General features: G+C 57.3%; 7 protein-coding genes. 3 read left to right on the top strand and 4 right to left on the bottom strand.

Annotated elements, in window-relative coordinates; all coding sequences use genetic code 11:
• Nucleotides 1-1102 precede the first annotated feature (1102 nt).
• Nucleotides 1103-6655, top strand: coding sequence for a trifunctional serine/threonine-protein kinase/ATP-binding protein/sensor histidine kinase (locus ACTGJ9_RS37870; protein ID WP_456675168.1), 5553 nt, complete (start codon nucleotides 1103-1105; stop codon nucleotides 6653-6655).
• Nucleotides 6656-6944: 289 nt separating this feature from the next.
• Here ACTGJ9_RS37870 and ACTGJ9_RS37865 read toward each other — a convergent pair whose 3' ends face one another.
• On the bottom strand, nucleotides 6945-7571 hold the full coding sequence (locus tag ACTGJ9_RS37865) for an FMN-binding negative transcriptional regulator (protein ID WP_456675167.1): 627 nt from the start codon (nucleotides 7569-7571) through the stop codon (nucleotides 6945-6947).
• 1053 nt (nucleotides 7572-8624) lie between these two features.
• Between ACTGJ9_RS37865 and ACTGJ9_RS37860 the strand changes: the two genes are divergently transcribed.
• On the top strand, nucleotides 8625-9884 hold the full coding sequence (locus ACTGJ9_RS37860; RefSeq protein ID WP_456675166.1) for a pectate lyase family protein: 1260 nt from the start codon (nucleotides 8625-8627) through the stop codon (nucleotides 9882-9884).
• A gap of 459 nt (nucleotides 9885-10343) precedes the next feature.
• Nucleotides 10344-11273: a TauD/TfdA dioxygenase family protein gene (locus tag ACTGJ9_RS37855; RefSeq protein ID WP_456675165.1), complete on the top strand. Its 930-nt coding sequence runs from the start codon at nucleotides 10344-10346 to the stop codon at nucleotides 11271-11273.
• 787 nt (nucleotides 11274-12060) lie between these two features.
• Here the strand turns inward: ACTGJ9_RS37855 and ACTGJ9_RS37850 are convergent.
• The 3 genes from ACTGJ9_RS37850 to hemN form a co-directional block, all read right to left on the bottom strand.
• Nucleotides 12061-13320 (bottom strand): carbohydrate porin, encoded by a 1260-nt coding sequence (locus tag ACTGJ9_RS37850; protein ID WP_456675164.1) that lies wholly within the window; start codon nucleotides 13318-13320, stop codon nucleotides 12061-12063.
• Nucleotides 13321-14814: 1494 nt separating this feature from the next.
• Nucleotides 14815-15033, bottom strand: a complete 219-nt coding sequence (locus tag ACTGJ9_RS37845; RefSeq protein WP_456675163.1) for a hypothetical protein — start codon at nucleotides 15031-15033, stop codon at nucleotides 14815-14817.
• Between the two features lie 219 nt (nucleotides 15034-15252).
• Nucleotides 15253-16587, bottom strand: coding sequence for an oxygen-independent coproporphyrinogen III oxidase (gene hemN, locus ACTGJ9_RS37840; protein ID WP_456675162.1), 1335 nt, complete (start codon nucleotides 16585-16587; stop codon nucleotides 15253-15255).
• Nucleotides 16588-18592 lie beyond the last annotated feature (2005 nt).

Genomic DNA, 18592 nt, shown 5'->3' with positions numbered 1-18592 from the left:
GGTCCAGCTGTCCGATTTGGCGCAAAAGACCGAGCGCTCTGAGCTTGGGATAACCGATTTCGAGGGCTCGAGCTTACCAAGAATCTAGCTCAGCTCTTTGGCTCAAATCACTCGATCAGGCCTTGTGGTTTGTTGATCGTCAATGTCCATACGCGCCGTCGCATCATTGGATTCGTCTCGTTCGAGCTAAATCTCTCCTGCGATCTGTGAATCAAGCTCGTGCCAAGTATCTGAGAGGCGTTGTCGAAGGGGCGATCTTCCTTGCGTACGGCGAACTCCTTCAATATCGTGTTGCATGCATGCATGCATGCATGCTCAGGCTCTGTGCTTCCTTAGCTCGGTACGGCGATCTCAGTGTCGTCGCGCTTGCTTCACGGGGACAGCATGATCAAGATTTCACAGGTGACGCCGGGACGGACCGGGCGCACGCCAAGGCGGTGACAGCGCGCGCCGGGACGGCTCAAAGGTTGTGAAGACACGTTTCTCGGCCCAATGCCATGTTAGTTCGGTGCTCAAGACTGTGTGCGTCGACGGTATGGTCGCTTGCTCGGAAGACTTACTCGAACGACGTTGTGCGAAGCAAGTTGTGGCGCTCGGGACTTCAGTTTGCGCCAGGAGATCTCGCGATAGCTCATGGGGATGGCATTGATCGCGCCCCGGACGCTCAGGCCGATGCAGCCCTCAGAAGCCGGCGTCCAATGGCCTGGCGCGTTGCGCCGATCATGGGCAAACCGTTCAGCTTTCACACGTCATTGCCTGCATGAGCAGTAGCAGCGATCTGAGGCCCTGCTGAACGTCGGGCAGCGGGCCGCTGGTGGTCGGGTAACGGCCACGAGCCGCTCTATCAAAAAGAATCCTTCGGCCACCACTGCGCTAGTCGGGAGCGCTGGGCGCCGATGCTGCAGGCCCGGCCTGCGCGCAGGATTGGGCTGGATTGACACGATCGGGCTGTGACGTATTGGGTGTGTAAGTCGCATCTTGGTTGCCGCGATCCAGTCTTTGGCGGCCTTGATCGGTACTCGCGCCGGTTTGCGAAGTCCCTTCACAAGCTCGCCCCATATGTGTCAGATTTTGGCTCAATCCTTATTGACTGGGCGGGCAAATGCCGCGGGACCCCCTCAGCCGAACTCTGTTCGGCTCAAATGTCGACAGTGACATCCAGCCCCTGTGGGAGGACGGCGATCGCGCGTTCTGCCGCGCGTGGCGCCGGCAAATCCAAGGCAGCAGGGCTGTCGTGCTTGTGGTGCGGCCCATCGTGGAACACCCCCCGACGCTCGACCGCCTCGCCCATGAGTGTGAGCTGAGGGAGGAGCTAGACGAGGCATGGGCGGTGCGGCCGTTGGAACTCATCCGCGAAGCTGGTCGGACTATGCTGGTTCTGGAGGATCCAGGCGGCGAGCCACTGCTAAATTTACTCGGGATGCGTATGGAGCCCAAGCGCTTCCTGCTCCTCGCTGTTGGTATCACGAGCGCCGTGGGCAAGCTTCACCGGCACGGCTTGGTCCACAAGGACCTGAAACCCGCTCACATTCTGGTCAATTGTCCTGACGAACAGGTGCGACTCACTGGGTTTGGTCTGGCTTCCCGTCTTTCCCGCGAGCGCGTGCCGCCTGAGCCTGCCGAGTTCATCGCCGGCTCGCTGCCCTACATGGCGCCCGAACAGACCGGACGAATGAATCGCTCAGTCGACTGTCGCAGCGACCTCTATTCACTTGGCGTGACATTCTATCAGATGCTGACCGGTGCGCTGCCGTTCACGGGTGCAGATCCCTTGGAGTGGATCCATTGTCATATTGCAAGAAAAGCAACACCGCCTGTCGAGAAATCGCAAAACCTCCCGGAGCCAATCTCCCAGATTGTGATGAAACTCCTCGCGAAAACCGCCGAGGAACGCTATCAGACGGCCGCTGGCCTTGAGCACGATCTGCAACACTGTCTGGCAGCATGTGCCAACCACGGTCGCATCGACACATTTGAGCTCGGCGCAGACGACACACCTGATCGGTTGCTCATCCCCGAGAGGCTCTATGGCAGAGCCCGCGAGATCGAGACCTTGCTTGGCTCTTTCGATCGCGCGGTGAAGAGCGGCGTGCCGAGGTTGGTGCTGGTTGCCGGCTACTCCGGCATCGGTAAGTCCTCGCTTGTCCAGGAGCTACACAAAGTACTCGTGCCCTCGCACGGACTGTTGGCATCAGGCAAATTCGACCAACTGAAGCGCGATGTTCCCTATGCGACATTAGTGCAGACCTTTCAGAGCCTTGTCCGTCCTCTTCTCAGCAAAAGTGAGGGTGAACTTGCGACCTGGCGGCAAGCGCTCCGGGAGGCGCTCGGCGCGAATGGGCGGCTGATGGTCGAATTGATCCCCGATTTGAGTCTGATCATTGGCGAGCAGCCCGCGCCTGCTGAGCTTCCAGCCCGGCAAGCGCAAAATCGTTTCCAGCTGGTGCTTCGCCGCTTTATTGGTGTGTTCGCCCGGCGAACCCATCCACTGGTGCTCTTCCTCGACGATTTGCAGTGGCATGACGCCGCGACACTCGACCTGATCGAGGATCTTCTGACTCAGTCGGACCTGCACCTGCTGCTCATTGGAGCTTACCGCAGCAACGAAGTTGATGCAGGCCATCCACTCAAACGCAAGCTCGAGTCCATCAGGAGAGCCGACGTAAATCTAGAGGAGATCACGCTGTCGCCGCTCACTGCAGACGATGTCGCGCAGTTGGTCGCGGATACCCTTCGCTGCGGATCAAAACGCGCTGCCCCGCTTGCAAAGTTGGTGCATCAGAAGACGATGGGCAATCCGTTCTTCGCCATTCAATTCTTGTCTGAACTGGCCGAAGAGCAGCTGTTGACGTTTGATCACGAGCCGGCGTGCTGGCGTTGGGATCTCGAGCGCATTCACGCAAAAGCGTACACCGAGAACGTCGTCGATCTGATGCTCGGCAAGCTCGTCCGGCTGCCCGAGGAAACCCAGGACGCGCTGCAACAGCTGGCCTGTTTCGGCAACATGGCCGAGACGGCAGAGCTTGCGATCGTGCTCGAAACGTCACGGGAACAGGTGCATGCGAGGCTATGGCCGGCGATCCGGCAGGAACTGATCGCGCGCCAGGGAACGCTCTACCGCTTTGTCCACGATCGCGTTCAAGAGGCGGCTTACTTGCTGATGCCGGAATCCTCGCGCGCTCCCGCCCATTTGCGGATCGGTCGGATGCTTGCGGCACATGTCCCTGCGCACAAACGTGAAGAGGCTATCTTCGATGTTGTCAGTCAACTCAATCGAGGTGTCGCGCTAATCGCTTCCGATCAGGAGCGAGAGCAGCTCGCGGAGTTGAATTTAATCGCCGGGCAGCGTGCCAGGGCATCGGCGGCCTACGCCTCGGCACTAACATACTTCACCGTCGGTGCTGCGCTGCTCGCGGAGCACTCTCGGCAAAGGCGCCACGAGCTCGCGTTCGCGCTGGAGACAAGTCGGGCCGAATGCGAATTCTTAATAGGCAAGCTGGAGATTGCAGAGAGCCTCCTGTCCGCACTGTCGAAGCGAGCTTTGAACGCGCCCCAGCGAGCAACGGTCGCATGTTTGCGGGTCGATCTTTACTTGACGCTCGGTCAGCACGGGCGGGCGGTGCGCATAGGTCTCGAATATCTTCACGACGTCGGGATCGAGTGGTCGCAGCATCCGACGGACCAGGAAACGCTAGTCGAATATCAGCGGATGTGGTCACAGCTGCCCGACGCAATCGAGGAGCTTGCTGATTTGCCTGGAATGACAGATCAGACCACGCTTGCGACGCTTGCCGTCTTGACGCGGATTCTTCCGCCCGCAAGTTTCACGGACGCCAATTTATCCGCTTTGGTTATCTGCAGAGCCGTGACCATGAGCCTCGAATACGGCAATACTGATGCTTCTTGCACCCATTACGCATGGCTAGGCCGAATCTCGGCCGGTCGCTTCGGTGACTACCAAGCGGCTGATAAATTTGGTCGTCTTGCTTGCGACCTGGTTGATCGCAGCGAGTTCTCTCGTTTTCGGGCTCCGGTCTACTTGGCCGTTGGATGCAACGTGATCCCGTGGACGAAGCCCTTAAGAGATGGCCGAGTGTTGATTCGGCGAGCGCACGAAGCTGCGGTCATTAGCGGCGACCTCATCTATGAGGCGTACAGTTTGGTTCATCTAACGTCAAACATGATCATGGCCGGAGATCCTCTGAGAGAGGTGCAGAATGAGATAGAGAAGAGCATTGCCACGACACGGAACAGAAAGGTGCAGTTCGCTGCTGATACCATAGATGCTCAGCTCGCAATCATTAGAACGATGCGCGGCCTCACGCGCTCATTCGGATGCTTCGATGACCAACAATTTAACGAGCTGGACGTTGAACGATCGTTGGCCGGAAGTCCGGAGCGGTCGCCTAGCCAAACTGTCTACTGGATCCGCAAGCTTCAGGCGCGGTTTCTGGCTGGCGATTACGCTGCGGCTGTTGGTGCTCGCTCGAAGGCGGAGCCCCAATTATGGACCATGCCGACAGAGCCCTTGATCGCGGAGTTTCACTTCTATGGTGCGCTGTCTCACTCATGTTATTGCGACAAGCTAGGCGAAAGCCAACAGCAGCAACATCGTGATATCATTGATGCCCATTACACACAGCTGCAGATATTGGCGACGAATTGCCCCGAAAACTTTGAGAATCGAGCTGCCTTGGTCGGCGCTGAAATTGCAAGGCGCGAATGCCGGGATACAGACGCAATGCGACTGTACGAACATTCAATCCAGACCGCAGCACGTAACGGCTTCGTCCACCACGAGGCAATCGCCTGCGAACTTGCAGCGCGCTTTTATGCTGCGCGCGGTTTTGACAGAATCTCCCGGGTTTACCTGCAGGACGCGCGGCGCGGCTACCTTCGTTGGGGAGCGGATGGTAAGGTGCGTCAACTCGAGGAGCTGCATCCGCATCTCATGCATCAGGAGACCCCTCTTGCCGTGAATGGCATGACGATCGGAGCTCCGGTTGAGCATCTTGATCTGGCGACGGTGATCAAAGTGTCGCAGGCAATTTCCGGCGAGATTGTGCTTCAGAAGCTAATCGACAAGCTTATGCGGACTACCATTGAGCAGGCCGGCGCCGAACGAGGTTTGTTGATTCTGCTGCATGGCGGCGAGCCACGGATCGAAGCGGAAGGCAAAACGGTAGCAGATGCCCTCGTTGTAAAGGTGGATGAACAGCCCGTAACTCCGATGGCTCTTCCCGAATCCGTGCTGCATTTCGTCCTACGTGTCCGCGAAAACGTGGTTCTCGAAGATGCTGTCGCCCAGCCTTCATTTGCCGAAGATCCGTATATCCGCGAGCGCAAAGCGCGTTCTATTCTTTGCCTGCCACTGATCACGCAGGGCAAGCTGATCGGCGTACTTTATCTGGAGAATAATCTCGCCCCGCGCATATTCTCGGCTGCCCGAACATCAATGCAGAAAATGCTGGCCTCTCAAGGTGCAACAGCGCTGGAAAACAGCCGGTTGTACAGCGAGGTTCAGCAACGCGAGGCGAAAATCCGGCGCTTACTCGACGCTAACATCATCGGAATCTTTATCATTCACGAAGGGGGCGAGATCATCGAAGCAAATCAAGCCTTCCTCACGATGGTTGGATACGACCAAGAAGATCTCCGCGCAGGCCGAGTGAACGGTCTCGACCTGACGCCTCCAGAATGGCACGAGCGCACGATGGATGCTCAGACAAAAGCAAAAAGGACCGGAGCTGTTCAGCAGTTCGAGAAAGAGTATGTCCGCAAGGATGGTAGCAGGGTGCCGGTGCTAATTGGCCTCGCCGTGTTCGATGCGCAACACGACCAAGGTGTTGGCTTCGTCCTGGACCTGACAGAGCGAAAGAGAGCGGAAGCGGAAGCCCGTGAAAGCGAACGGCGGTATCGCGAGACTCTGATGAGCCTTGCACACGCCAATCGGATCACGACAATGGGACAGCTGGCCGCCTCGATCGCTCATGAGGTCAACCAGCCGATTGCCGCGATTAGCAGTAATGCGGGGGCAGGGCTAAATTGGCTCGGTGCTCAACCGCCAAATCTGGAAGAGGTTCGGCAGACCTTCGGTTTGATTGTCCGTGACAGTATGCGCGCGGGGAACGTGATCCGTCGGATCCGCGCTCTTATGAATAAGGCTCCGATGCAAACGGAGCTTCTCGCACTTGACGAATTGATATTTGAGGTGCTGGCCCTAGTTCGCGCGGAGCTCGCAACAAATGATGTCTGGGTGCGAACCCGACGGTCTGAGGCGTTGCCGCGTGTTCGAGCAGACCGCGTTCAGGTCCGGCAGGTGATTCTCAATTTGATCACGAACGCCATTGAGGCCATGAGCGATCTCAAGGAAGGCGACCGCGAACTACTGATCACTGCGCGGACAGATAGCTCGAATAACGTATTGGTCACTTTTCGGGATACGGGGCCGGGACTCGATCCAAACAGCGCAGACCGCGTGTTCGAGGCTTTTTACACCACCAAATCCGATGGCATGGGCATGGGGCTTGCCATTTGCCATTCTATTATTGAGGCGCACGGGGGCCGGATGTGGGCGGGCGCCAATGATCCTCGCGGCGCCGTCTTTCAGTTCAGCATACCCATTGCGCCGGAGGGCGTGGATCGGGCGGAATAGGTCTCTCGAACGTCTTAGGCTCGATTTTGATGTCGAGCAGAGCTCCGCGAACCCCGATCATCGTGATAGAAGCGAGCTGCGTGACCTTTGGAATTTGAGACATTCGCGTTTCTTGCTGCCCATCTGGAGTGTTGTCGCGAATTGTCAGAAAATCTGCATCTGACCGCAACGTCAGATTCAGGACGCTTTGAGGGCTCTTTGCAAATTTCTTGAGACTTGCAGGGCGTCAGGCGGAATCTGACGAAAGCTGCAGACGCAGTGTTCGCAAGAATGACGGCAATCGCCATCGTCATCCTTTCGGGATAAGGTGAGCCACACGACGGTCTTCGTCACGGTCGCTCTTCGATAAGCCCTCGATGACGCCTGCGCGATCCGCCGCGTTGCGGTTCTGGCTCATCTTCCGCGTGCCATCGAGCCGTCTAATTTGCAATCGCAGACCGACGATCCCCTTAAGCTCCGCTTTGATGAAATCGGCAGGAGCGTCCGAGACCGCCCAGCGGTCTTTGCCCGAGCGCTCATGCACATCGGTCAGCCGCGTGACCACCTCCCGCAGCCGATCGGCATCATCGAAGAATTCAACCGGCCCGTAGGCATGCACAGCGACATAGTTCCACGTCGGTACGGCCTCGCCTCTCTCGTGCTTGGTCACGTACCAAGACGGGCTGATATAGGCCTGCGCCCCAGCGAAAATGGCCATCGCCTCACCAGTCGGTGTCAGCTTCCACTGCGGATTCGCACGCGCCACGTGCGCGTAAATCGTGCCTTTGGAGCCCTCCCTCTCGTCGAGCACTACGGGCAGCATCGTTCCAACAAGCCCTTCGTGCGTAGCGGTGATCAGTGTCGCCGAGCGTGCCTCGTGCATCGTCCGGTGGAGGTCGGCGATATCGACAGCTTGGAAGGAGGGCGGCGTGTACATCGGCGAAGCTCCCCAGCAGCCCGACGGAAAGCCGGGCGACTCATGATTTGAACTCGGGTACGCCTCATGCTCGATCACAGGAACACCCAGGTTTGGTGGGTAGTGTCATTCCTCCGCGCGCGCTAGGACCCTCTGCGGGCAGCAAATCTAGATGCGTCAAAGGTGCAGATCGGAGAGCGCGTTTGCAAGCTGGGCCAATCGTTGCCTTCCACGCGCCGCTTGCAGAGGAATTCGGCTCTTCGTGGCGCTGACAGCAGCACATGAGCAGCTTCACCTCAGGGCCATGAGTGGCACGACCAGAATTGCCCGGCCTATCTATTTCCCGCGCGATCCGACTATCATGCACAACACCTTCTGGTGCTGGTCGGAAATGCCGAAGAGTTGAAGCGCTTCCCGCTGGTTCAGTGAACTTAACGAGCGACGGCCCATTCACCCAGCGCAACGTGTTGCACGCCTTCAGTATTCCAGAATCGCCAAGCTTATCTCTATCGAACGGTCGTTCTCGAGAAAGTCAGGGCCTCCAGCATTTGATACGTTCTTTCGTCCAGGACTCCGAATCCCAATGTCAGGCGGAATCTGTTTCGAGCTGCGGGAAAATCGCTTCGGAATGGCCGCCGTGTCGGCCAACGATCCATCTCGCCGGCACTATGACAACGTTCGATAGGAGATCTCTCGCTGAGGCGCGATGCTTGGACGTTTGTCGCTCCGTACCAGCGTTTGATCGGTCGTGCACCTGCCGTGATGTTGACTGCACGTTACGGTGAGCCGTGGGATAACATCCCGCTTTCATTCTGACGGGGCTCTCGAAGCGTCGACCGCTGCTTTCATCGGCTGTGATTGGCTCAATGGCGACCCAGATCCATGACAGCTGGTACGGAGCCTGTGGCTGCACACTTCGGCTGTCGTGTCGGATGGTTCCGATTCCGATCCTGCCTTATTGAGGACGATCTGATCGCGTTAACGCCGCATGCTGATGGCCTATTCCAGTTCGGCATTTGAGTTCGAGAGTTCAAGTCTCGTGCGGATTGTCCGGGTAAGAGAGAGCATATGCCTATGACGGACACGATGAAGCACATCAAGCGTTCGTCGCGCGTGCTCGGCGGGCTTGCTGTCGTCCTCGGCGTCACTTCCGTGCTCGGATCGAACAATGTGCGATCGGAAGCCCTCAAGGGCTTTGGCTCTGCAACGACAGGCGGCCTTGGAGGCGAGGTGGTTCAGGTCAGATCAACCAAAGCTCTGAATTATGAGTTGTGTCGTTCGTACAGCTTTGGGTACTGCAATGACAATAGTCCGCGCGAGATCCAGGTAATCGGAACCATAGACTTTACCGGTACGGAAGGGCGCGGTGAGGGGCAGGGTTGCCAATATGGCCGTGCTTGTTCGGCGCCTTACAAGCGTGAATCCCTTCTTCTTATGGATGGCAACGACGCGCATTGCGATGGCAAGGAGAAGACGATGGTCGGCTTCGACCGGGCCGGCAAGCGTCCACTGGAAATTGGCTCAAACAAAACAGTGATCGGCATTGGCCCGGGCGCTACAATCAAAGGAAAGGGGCTGCGTCTGAATGGGGTCAGCAACGTCGTTATTCGGAACCTGACCATCAGTGATATCAATGAAGGCGTGATATTTGCCGGCGATGCTATTGCAATTGAGCGAGCCGACCTGGTTTGGATCGATCACAACCAATTTCATAACATCGGGCGGCAGATGATTGCCGGCGGCTTTGGTCCTACGACGAATATTATGATTTCCTGGAACGACTTCGATGGCAGCGATACCTTTTCGTCCTATTGTAACGGCGAGCACTATTGGAATCTCCTGTTTCTTGGTGTCCCACAGACGATCACCATCGCAAATAACTATTTCCATGAGATCTCGGGGCGGGCGCCGCACATTGACGGTGCGCAGGCCATTATTCATCTCGTTAACAATTACTTCCACAACACGAATGCGCAACAGAGCGGTGGAGTCTTCCATGCAGTGGATGCTGGATCATCTGTGCAAGCACTGATCGAGGGCAATTACTTTGACAACATTGGAACACCTATAAAGGCTGGTAGTGGACATATATTTGGCTCCTTAGGCAAAGCCAACCGGACCGCGCAGAACATCTGCCTCACCGTGCTCGGACGCCGCTGCATCGAAAACATCGCGACCCCAGTGCCGCGCATCAATGGCTTTCGTCTGGACGAAACCGTAGTTCAATCGTTTGGCGCTCTTCCAAAGCCATCTATTCCTCTTCCATTTCCAGCGGATGATGTTCCGGCAGTGATCACGGCCAGGGCAGGTCCCGGACACGTCGAGAGCCAGTGATGGCTCGTTCGCAGACGCGGCTCGAGACCGGGCCGTTTGCCGCAAACAGGCGAGCGGAAGGCGCATACCGGACCAGAACGGCACGCCGGCTGGCTGCCCGACGTTGCACGAGGACCGTATGGCCTTTCTGTTCGGGTGCCGAGCGGCACAATTCCTGTCGTCTATGCGCCCTATGCCTTTCGCCGCCAACCCGGCGCTCGTCTCAGAGTTTTATCTCTGTTTTGTGTGGGTTCGGGATTGCAAGAGGGTGGGAGGCGGCATCGACTTCCCTGGCAAAACTGTTCGAATTATCATCCGATCCGCTACCTGACGGCCCTTCCCGGCTCTGTTTCCTACTGGCACGGTGCTTGCTCGGGAGAGCATCCGTAACGCGATGTCCGCCTTTCGTAACCGAGTGACCCTAACTGCCATGCGTCCCCCGTATTCTTGAAGAATCCGCAAAGCTTGGAAGAGTTCGCAATGAAAGAAACGGCTTCGACCGATAGTGTCATTCCACCGACCGACGTCTTCAAGCGCGCAGCGCGCATCGGTGTTGAAATCAGAAATATCAAGCTCTCGGGTGATTTACCGAGCCGAACCATCGCTGCGATCAACAGCTTGCTGCTCGAACACAAGGTGATCTTCTTCCGTGATCAGGGGCATCTTGATGACGCGGAGCAGGAGCGCTTTGCTGCTTGTTTGGGAAGGCTGGTGCCGCATCCGACGCTCGGTACCATCAATGGAACGACCTCTATCATCGAGCTTGATTCCGCGCGCGGAGGTAGTCGGGCTGATGTATGGCACGCCGATGGAACGTTTCTCGCGGCCTATCCCAAACTTGCGGTGCTGCGAGCCGTTGTGATTCCATCGTCCGGTGGCGATACGATTTGGTCGAACGCTGTGGCCGCCTATCTGGATCTGCCGCAGCCGCTCCAACGGCTTGCCGACGAACTCTGGACCGTTCACAGCAACGCCTTCGACTACGCCGGGACCTGCCGTGTTCGCGAAATCGACCAGAAGCACTTTGATGAGGTCTTTACCAAAACAATTTATGAGACCGAGCATCCGGTGGTCCGTGTACATCCCGAGACCGGCGAGCGCGCGCTCGTGCTCGGCGATGTGGTGCTAAGGTTTATTGATATCCCAAAGCGCGACGGTCAGTGGCTGTTCGATCTATTCCAGTCCCATATCACGGCGCCCGAAAACACCGTGCGCTGGAGCTGGAAAGAAGGCGATGTCGCGATTTGGGATAACCGCGCAACGCAGCATTATGCAGTCAACGATTACGGTGACCAGCATCGCGTCGTTCATCGTGCCACAATCGATGGTGACGCGCCCGTCAGCGTTGACGGTCGATGCAGTGTAACGCGCCTCAAGACGACGAAGCACCCGTCCACGAAGGTTGCCTAGCAGCTCGGCAAATTCACCGATAATGCACTGCTCTTATCGCATGTTTGCGCGAATAGATCTTTGCGAAGGGAAGTTCACCGAGCAAAACGCTACACGCAATTGGATGGGAGGGGTTAAGGCGCGCCGCGGGCTCGGGAGGCGACCTCCTTGCTGAAGTGAGATGCCGAAGCTCATCTTCGACCCAGCGGAAGATGATTCAGCATTCAAGTGGCACAAGTCATCCGGCCGCGGCTGGTTGATTTGCCGCGGAAGGGGGTTACTTGTACGCCGACCTTGCGCATCGCCTTTCGGCCAGCGCCACAGCCGTCGACAGAAATAGCGCGATTCCCTTAGTTGGTTAGGCTTGGCATCTGTATCGCGGTTCCGCTTACCACGCCTCTGCGCGAGGTGAACTAAGCTCTGAGGGCACGACTGTGGGTGTTGTCATGGCAGAGTTTAGAGCTCGGACGCGGGTCTGAGGCATCGAAAAGTAATGTCGCTGCGGCAAGATCAGCACTCGATTGAACAAATGAGCACCGGAGATCATTCGATCATTCCGCGGCCGGAGGATATAGATCTTGCGCAATACGACGTCGGCCTATCGCTCGTAGACGAAGCAGCAAAGGCTCTAACCTACTATTCCCAGCAGCATACTACCTTGGACAGCACGGCTATTTACGCGGTACCCAGCTTCGCGTCAGGAGCACAGCGATACCAAAATCGCCGTGATGAGTGGGCCCAAGTCGTTGAAAATGACGACCGTGATATTGACTTACATGGCGGTGAATTCGCGCGCAGTCTTGAAGCCTTAGAAAAATACCGACGTAGATACCAATACATTCAGGGCGTGTCCCGTTTGCGGAGTGTAGGTAATGCTTGTCGGGTGATTGATGTACGTCAGTCCTACAGTAGTATATATTCCGGGGGCCAGATGGGCCGTATACAGTCCCGAAATTGCTGTGCTGTCGCGGTGCGCCAGCTGCCCTTTCGCCAGTGCAGCGTCCACCGCGAAATGGCTCCAGATGGTGTTGTTGACAACAAGACTCATCTGATCAGTGGGCCGGCTCTCAAATAGCCCCTTCGCATAAAGCCGAATCTCGTAGTACTGGCTGGCTCTATTTAGGTCAGGCGGAGCGTACATTGCGGAGAAACCGCCATAGATTCCGCGAGTTGCCGAGCCGTGGACGGCAGACTGCCAGAATTGCCTGTCCGCAGCTACATAGTAGACGCTGTTCGCCTTGGCTGTCGGTTGCGTCGGATGCTGTAGGTCCGTGTAGCTGCTGTTATTAAACCCCGCGCCAGCCCGCAGCCAAGTCTCGGGTACCCCGGAAGCAGCCTTGTTCTTATAGCAAATTTCATCAAGCAGAAGAATGCCTGCGTCGCGCGTGCTCCAGTTCAACCCAGCGGGATTTTCGCTTACATGCGTATATTGACCGGCTGGACTGAGAGACCGCTGGATTGAGAGCTTGTTATATAAGCGATCGTCAAAATTGTACTTCAGATTAAGAGCCGGCGTTGGCGCCCAGTTGCTGCTCATGCCTGCTTGGAACAGGATCTTCGACGAGGGTCCAAAAACCTTTTCTCCGGCGCCCGCAAACTCATGTTGGTTCCTGAGGTAACCCACTTTGAGTTCGATCTTCCTGTCGAAGAACGTTTGATAGTAAGAAAATGCATTGAGTCCCAGTCGGTCTGGCCCGGCGCTCTTCCATGTCCAGTATTGATGCTCGGCTCCGACCACGATCTGACCGTCGGGAATTCCAAACCGAGTGAGGTCATATGTGACGATCATAGAGTTGACCGTACTAAATGTCGGATTCTGGCCGACATATTGCTGATTGGCGATGGTGCTTCTGGCGGCATGACCGAGTTCATTGTCGATAAACGTGTTTAGGGTCCAGCCAGCAAATCCAATCCCAAGATCCGAAAGCTCGGATCTGACGGAAGCTGGATCCCGATCTATCGTGTCCGCAGGACCAGGAGCACTGAACGCGGCACCTTTTTCGCGGAGGTTCTCGAATTTTGCGAGTGGGTCGATCCGGCTTTGAATCCTGCTCTTGGCAGTCTCCATGGCAGTGTCGCGCTTTGTGGTAGACGTAGCTGTTTTTGAGGGCGAGCTCAGAGAAAGCCGCGCTGCTCCTTTGGGCCGGCCGCTTCGGAATGTCATGGCCGGATCCGAAACTGTTCGGCTTTTTGCCTCGGCGAGCTCATCGGGGCTGTGGCTTCTTGGGCCAGAGATCTCGCCAGTTGCTGCCGCCGAACTCCCGACGAGGCTAGCTATCAGGGACAAGAGAATACGCCCTCTCGGCTTCGCAGGTCCAGAGATGAAAGCGACTACGCCACCCGGGTATGCCCGCATGGATACTGGCGCCATAACGCAACGATGCATGGGTGGTTTCCGCGTCCGTCGATTCGAATAAAGTTCATTTCCACCTAAACGCGTAGAGCGGATCTCGAATCCTTGGCTCTCAAGGCGGTCTGGGTGACGCTGGACACCGGGCGGGCGTCTTTATGCGAACAAGACCCGCTCAGCCTGCCGCGCTATCACCACTGCTGGCGCAGGTTGGCCAACCTGGAGGGTGCCCAGCGCTACCCAGCCCAGCCGCTCGATCGCTAATCGAATGCAGGCATGTCCTCCACCGCGTCGACATCGAGAGTGGCCTGCTTGGTGTGAGCGTTCGCTAGCAAGAGATTGGCGGCCGACGCACGGAGCCCAGGGGACCTTGCGACAAATCCGCTGCCAAAAGGAACGGCAATGTTCTTGGACGGAGAGCGGCGCCAGGAGCGCAGCTCGCATAACAACACGCCCGGTCCCGGAAACGCCGCGCGCAGCTCGGTCGATGGGATGAAGCACAGGCAGGCAGAAGGGGCTAACCTCGTTTGAGGCCCGCAAGCTCGCTGACGCCGCCACCGCCACTTGATTGGCTCTCATCGGAAGATGGAGAGCGCGATTGGGGACGTTTTGATACCTGCGGACGACGAGACAGAACATCCATCAGCTCCATTGGATCTACGAGATCTATATCGCGTCGCGACTTCTTGCCTGATGTCGCCCGAGCGAGTTTCACCGGCACTGACTGGCATGCGTCCGGCATCTCCATCAATTGCTAGGTTTGGTAGTTGACCGGGGCGGGAGGTCGCTGTCGCTACGCGAATCGCAGGTATTGTGCCGCTCGGCGCGAGGCCGTCCCGGCGTTGGCAATGTCGACGGGTGCAATTCGGGAAATCGTCGCTTCGATCCAGATTGCGCGAAGCTCTTACGGGGAACGATCTTTTCGCAGGCCGTGATCCCGCCGGATCTGGTCCTAACTGCTGCTCGACCATCGTTCGCACCGTGTCGCGCCGGCGCCGGTCGTTTTGTACCCGTGGTCTAGCTCATGGCGTGGACGAGTTGCTGCTCTGGATTGCACGCCGCATCCCGTAGCGATCCGCTCGGGCGGCGATCATGCACATCGATAGGGGGCCGTCGTGGTCATCACCACGCATCGCTGCGGTTTACTGAGAGTAGCATCCAGCGTAGACAGCGCGCTGATGGAGTATTCCAGCTGCTAGCGCTTGAGTCAGGTCAGGGATCTTTGTGCATCCGGACGAGCTCGTTCAGGTTTTCGATACCGAAGTCGCTGAACGCCGAGATGCCATCGTCCCCGACCATAGGCCGAGATGAGCCGTCCTCAATCTCCATTTCGTTGGGGACGTCCCGCAGCCAGTCGTCCTCCTGGTCGAGATCCGCGGTCACACGGGCAATGGTGGTGATGGGATGAACCTTGTCTAGGTGCGTGGTCATGCCGCGTTGCAGTCGGAGGCGTCAAATTCCCGGCAGCAACGCGTCCAGCTGTCTTCGCGGCTAGGGCCGGCGGTTCTCGTCGCACGGCTGCCCACGACGTCTTTTACCGATTTGGGCCCGTTTGTGACTGCACCAGGCGAGCGAAACTCGTTCCCCGGGCTTCCTGGCGCTTACAGCGAAAGTAATGCATTTCATCCGATCATCGCTCCTTGGCTGGTCTTAACAGAGCGGCGTGCCAAGATAAGCATCGAATGCGGCTGCCACAGCCCGGGTTAGAAAACGATGCTCCGGCCTCACGCGGATGAAGCCCTTTTCCATTTCCACGATCCCATCCTCAGCGAGCATTGCCAAGCGTTCGCCTGAACCGAGCAAAGGGACCGAGTCAAATCCATGAGTAACGCAAATTTCCGGCACGTCGACCTCGAAATCGCACATTAGCCGCTCAATGATCGCGGCCCGGACGCGGTCTTCGAGGCTAAGACAGTAGCCCTTTGACGTCGCCAGACGGCTGGCTTTGATTTGGCCGCTGTAGGAACCTGCTGTAACTTCGTTCTGGACGTAACCGTCGCCAAGCCGACCGATGGCCGACGGGCCGAAGCCGATCACTTTATTGCAGGTGTCGGCCGAGTAACCCAGTGAGTTCCGCCGCAGGCGACCGGCTTTCTGCGCCTGCGCGAGCTCATCGTCCGGCAAGGCGAAATGGTCGAGCCCGATTTGGCGGTAGCCCGCTGCAATCAGTGTATTGGCCATTGCTGCGGCCTGTTCTGCACAGGCAGGGCTGTCTGGCAGCGCTGCCTCGTCGATCAGGCGCTGATTCTTCTTAAAGGAAGGAACGTGCGCGTAGCCGAATACCGCAAGCCGGTCGGGTCGCATGGCCACCGCCGTGGTCGCGGTCTGAACGCAGGACTGCACCGTCTGATTTGGCAGACCGTAGATGAGGTCGAAGTTGATGCGGATTATTCCATGCTGTCGCAGCGTTTCGACAGCGCGCTTTGTTTGTGCCTCACTCTGAACGCGGTTGATGGCCTTTTGAACAATTGGATCGAAGCTCTGGACGCCGATGCTTGCGCGGTTCACGCCGGCAGCTGCTAACCCTTCGGATGTGGCGAGCGTGAACGTGCGCGGGTCGATCTCAACAGCGATGGCGGCCGTTTTCGAAAGCGCAAAGCGGCGGCGCAAAAATTCCATCAGCCGCCGGAACTCCGCTGCCTCGATAAGGGTCGGCGTTCCACCGCCGAAGTGCACGTCGCTCACAGGCAGCGGTTGCGGCACCTGCGCCGCGACCAAATCGATCTCCTTACGAAGAACCGCCAAAAATTCTAGGATGGGTGAATCCCGGTGAGTGATGCTTCGAGCGAAGCCGCAATACCAGCAAATCGATCGACAGAACGGAATGTGGAAATAGAGCGACACCGAGTCATTAACCGGCAGGCGCTGTAGCCATTTCTCAGAGGCTTCGGCGCCGACCGCTGTGGAGAACTGGGCTACCGTTGGATAGATGGTGTACCAAGGAAGGCGAGTGTCGCAATACTTTTCTAGAATCGAGGTCTGCAACGATTGTTATCCCACGTTTACGAAGTTTGTGGTCGCGAACGAATTCTTTTGCATTCCTTTGTTTGCCGACAGTAATCCGGAGTGTCGCTAGGCAATTGGGAGCTTGCGTGACGGCCGATCTGCTGACGAAACACGCTGTCGGATAGCAAGGCGTTCCTCTCGAAGACAGAGAAGTTGCTGCAGGCGAGATACTCAGATCAACACGGTCACGACGAGACCCCAGATTCAACTCCGGTCGGTAATCTCCAATGTTCGCCACCGAGACATCCACCAGGGCCGTTGACGCTGCTGGAGCTCGAACTTCCTCACGACCTGACTCGTGCGAGGTTCATTGACCAAGATTGATACGTACCCCGCAATCTCCATCAACTGATAAGGTTGGTAGTTGACTTCCGCGTGGCGTGTTGCCCATCGACCCCGGTATCCTGCGCCGGCTCGGGGGCGCCCCGGTACGTAGTCGAACTCTACCAATGCGAGGATCGTCGGAGGGTCTCGTTCACGGGGTCCCGCGAGCGCTACCAGTCTGAGGATAGGCTCAGGGAGCCGTGAACGAGTTCGCGATTTGGGTGACAATTATCAGATCCTGATCAGGATGCGGAGGACGTAAGCCGCAACAATTGAGATAGAAATCACAAGATTATGTCGAGTGGCGAAGTGTTTGTATTGCAAAATGATCCCCACCCCTGACCCAATGGCGTCGAACAGTTGGTCTTCTTCGCATCAGGATCAAGGTGAGATCCAAGAAATTGCAGCTGGCTCGCATTCGGGCAGGAGGCGAATAAAATGCTTGTGGAAATGTTCGTCGTAAATGGCGCCAAAAGGTCGCCGATCAACACGACAACTATTGCTTTGTGCGCGCGCTATGATGTAGGAGCGCCCGCGTGCAACGAGTCTCGCGTCGCGTGGCTCGCTCAGCCGCATCGGAGGTAAGACCAATACGATCTGTAGGAGTGGCGGACAGCATATTGTCGATCGTCGGGCGGCACCACGGCTGTTGGCGTCAGTGTGTTCTCGAGTTGGAATTGAAAAGGTATGAGCCGGGTGGGCGAGCGACAGGGGATGGATGCTATTGAACGATCGGCCGCTTCAGAGTTGCCGCCGGTTTTGCACAGATCGTCAAGACGCCTAGGGTGGGTGGTGGTCGTTTTCGTGTGTTTGTGCACCTCAAGAATCTACTTTTTGACCGACGTCATACAATATCTCGAGAGTTCGACGGCCCGTGAAGGCGCTCCAACGCTGAGCTTGTCGCCCGATGACAGGACGGTCCTATCGGAGATTCTATCGGCACAACAGAAGGCGAGCGATGAAATAGCGGAGCTTAATTACAGCATCACCACGCAGCAGGCTAAATTAAAACGAATTTCCGATCAAATTGCAGCGCTGACCTCACGAATCGACGCATTGCCAAACTTGGTACTCACCGGTTCACCTCCTTCCGTTCCCTCCCCGCCGTCAGCTCAAGCCGATCCGAAGCCGGCGAGGAAACTCGCGCCTCCGTCTAAGCCACAAGGACCGATCTCCGTCGGAGGTGCGCCACTGGTCTCACCCCCGGGCACGGACGAAGCTCGATGATTTCCCACGTGCTCAGTGCCAGTCCAGCTCTCCACACGGCGCCAGCAAATATTGAAGCTGGCTGACGGTCAAGCGGCTTCGTCTGAGCTCGTGTAGTTCGTCGGCCCGGCGTGTGCCGAATATTCCAAACACTGGCGCAAATCAGGATACCGGGCGCTTCCCCGAAAACGCAGAGTAAAAACGAGGCTCAATAACCAGAACGCCTTTGACTTCTTCTGGTTCGGTGCATCCAGCCTCTTGAGATTAGATGACTTGACCTACGATGAGACTTCCTGCCGCGATAGTTCTCGACGTCACTGTTCATGGATAGCCGCAAAGCGCGCAAACCAACAAGCAACCGAGTGGACCAAGCGCGGCGCCTAGGCCCGGGACATCCGGTGCCTGATAGCTCTACGTGGTATTCCTGATCGCCTCAGCTAGCATCGCGTAAAGC

It is taken from the genome of Bradyrhizobium sp. RDM12 (assembly GCF_051917485.1).
Taxonomy (GTDB): Bacteria; Pseudomonadota; Alphaproteobacteria; order Rhizobiales; family Xanthobacteraceae; genus Bradyrhizobium.
The sequence above is the reverse complement of the archived record's forward strand: the minus strand, read 5'-3'. Positions and strand labels throughout refer to the sequence as shown.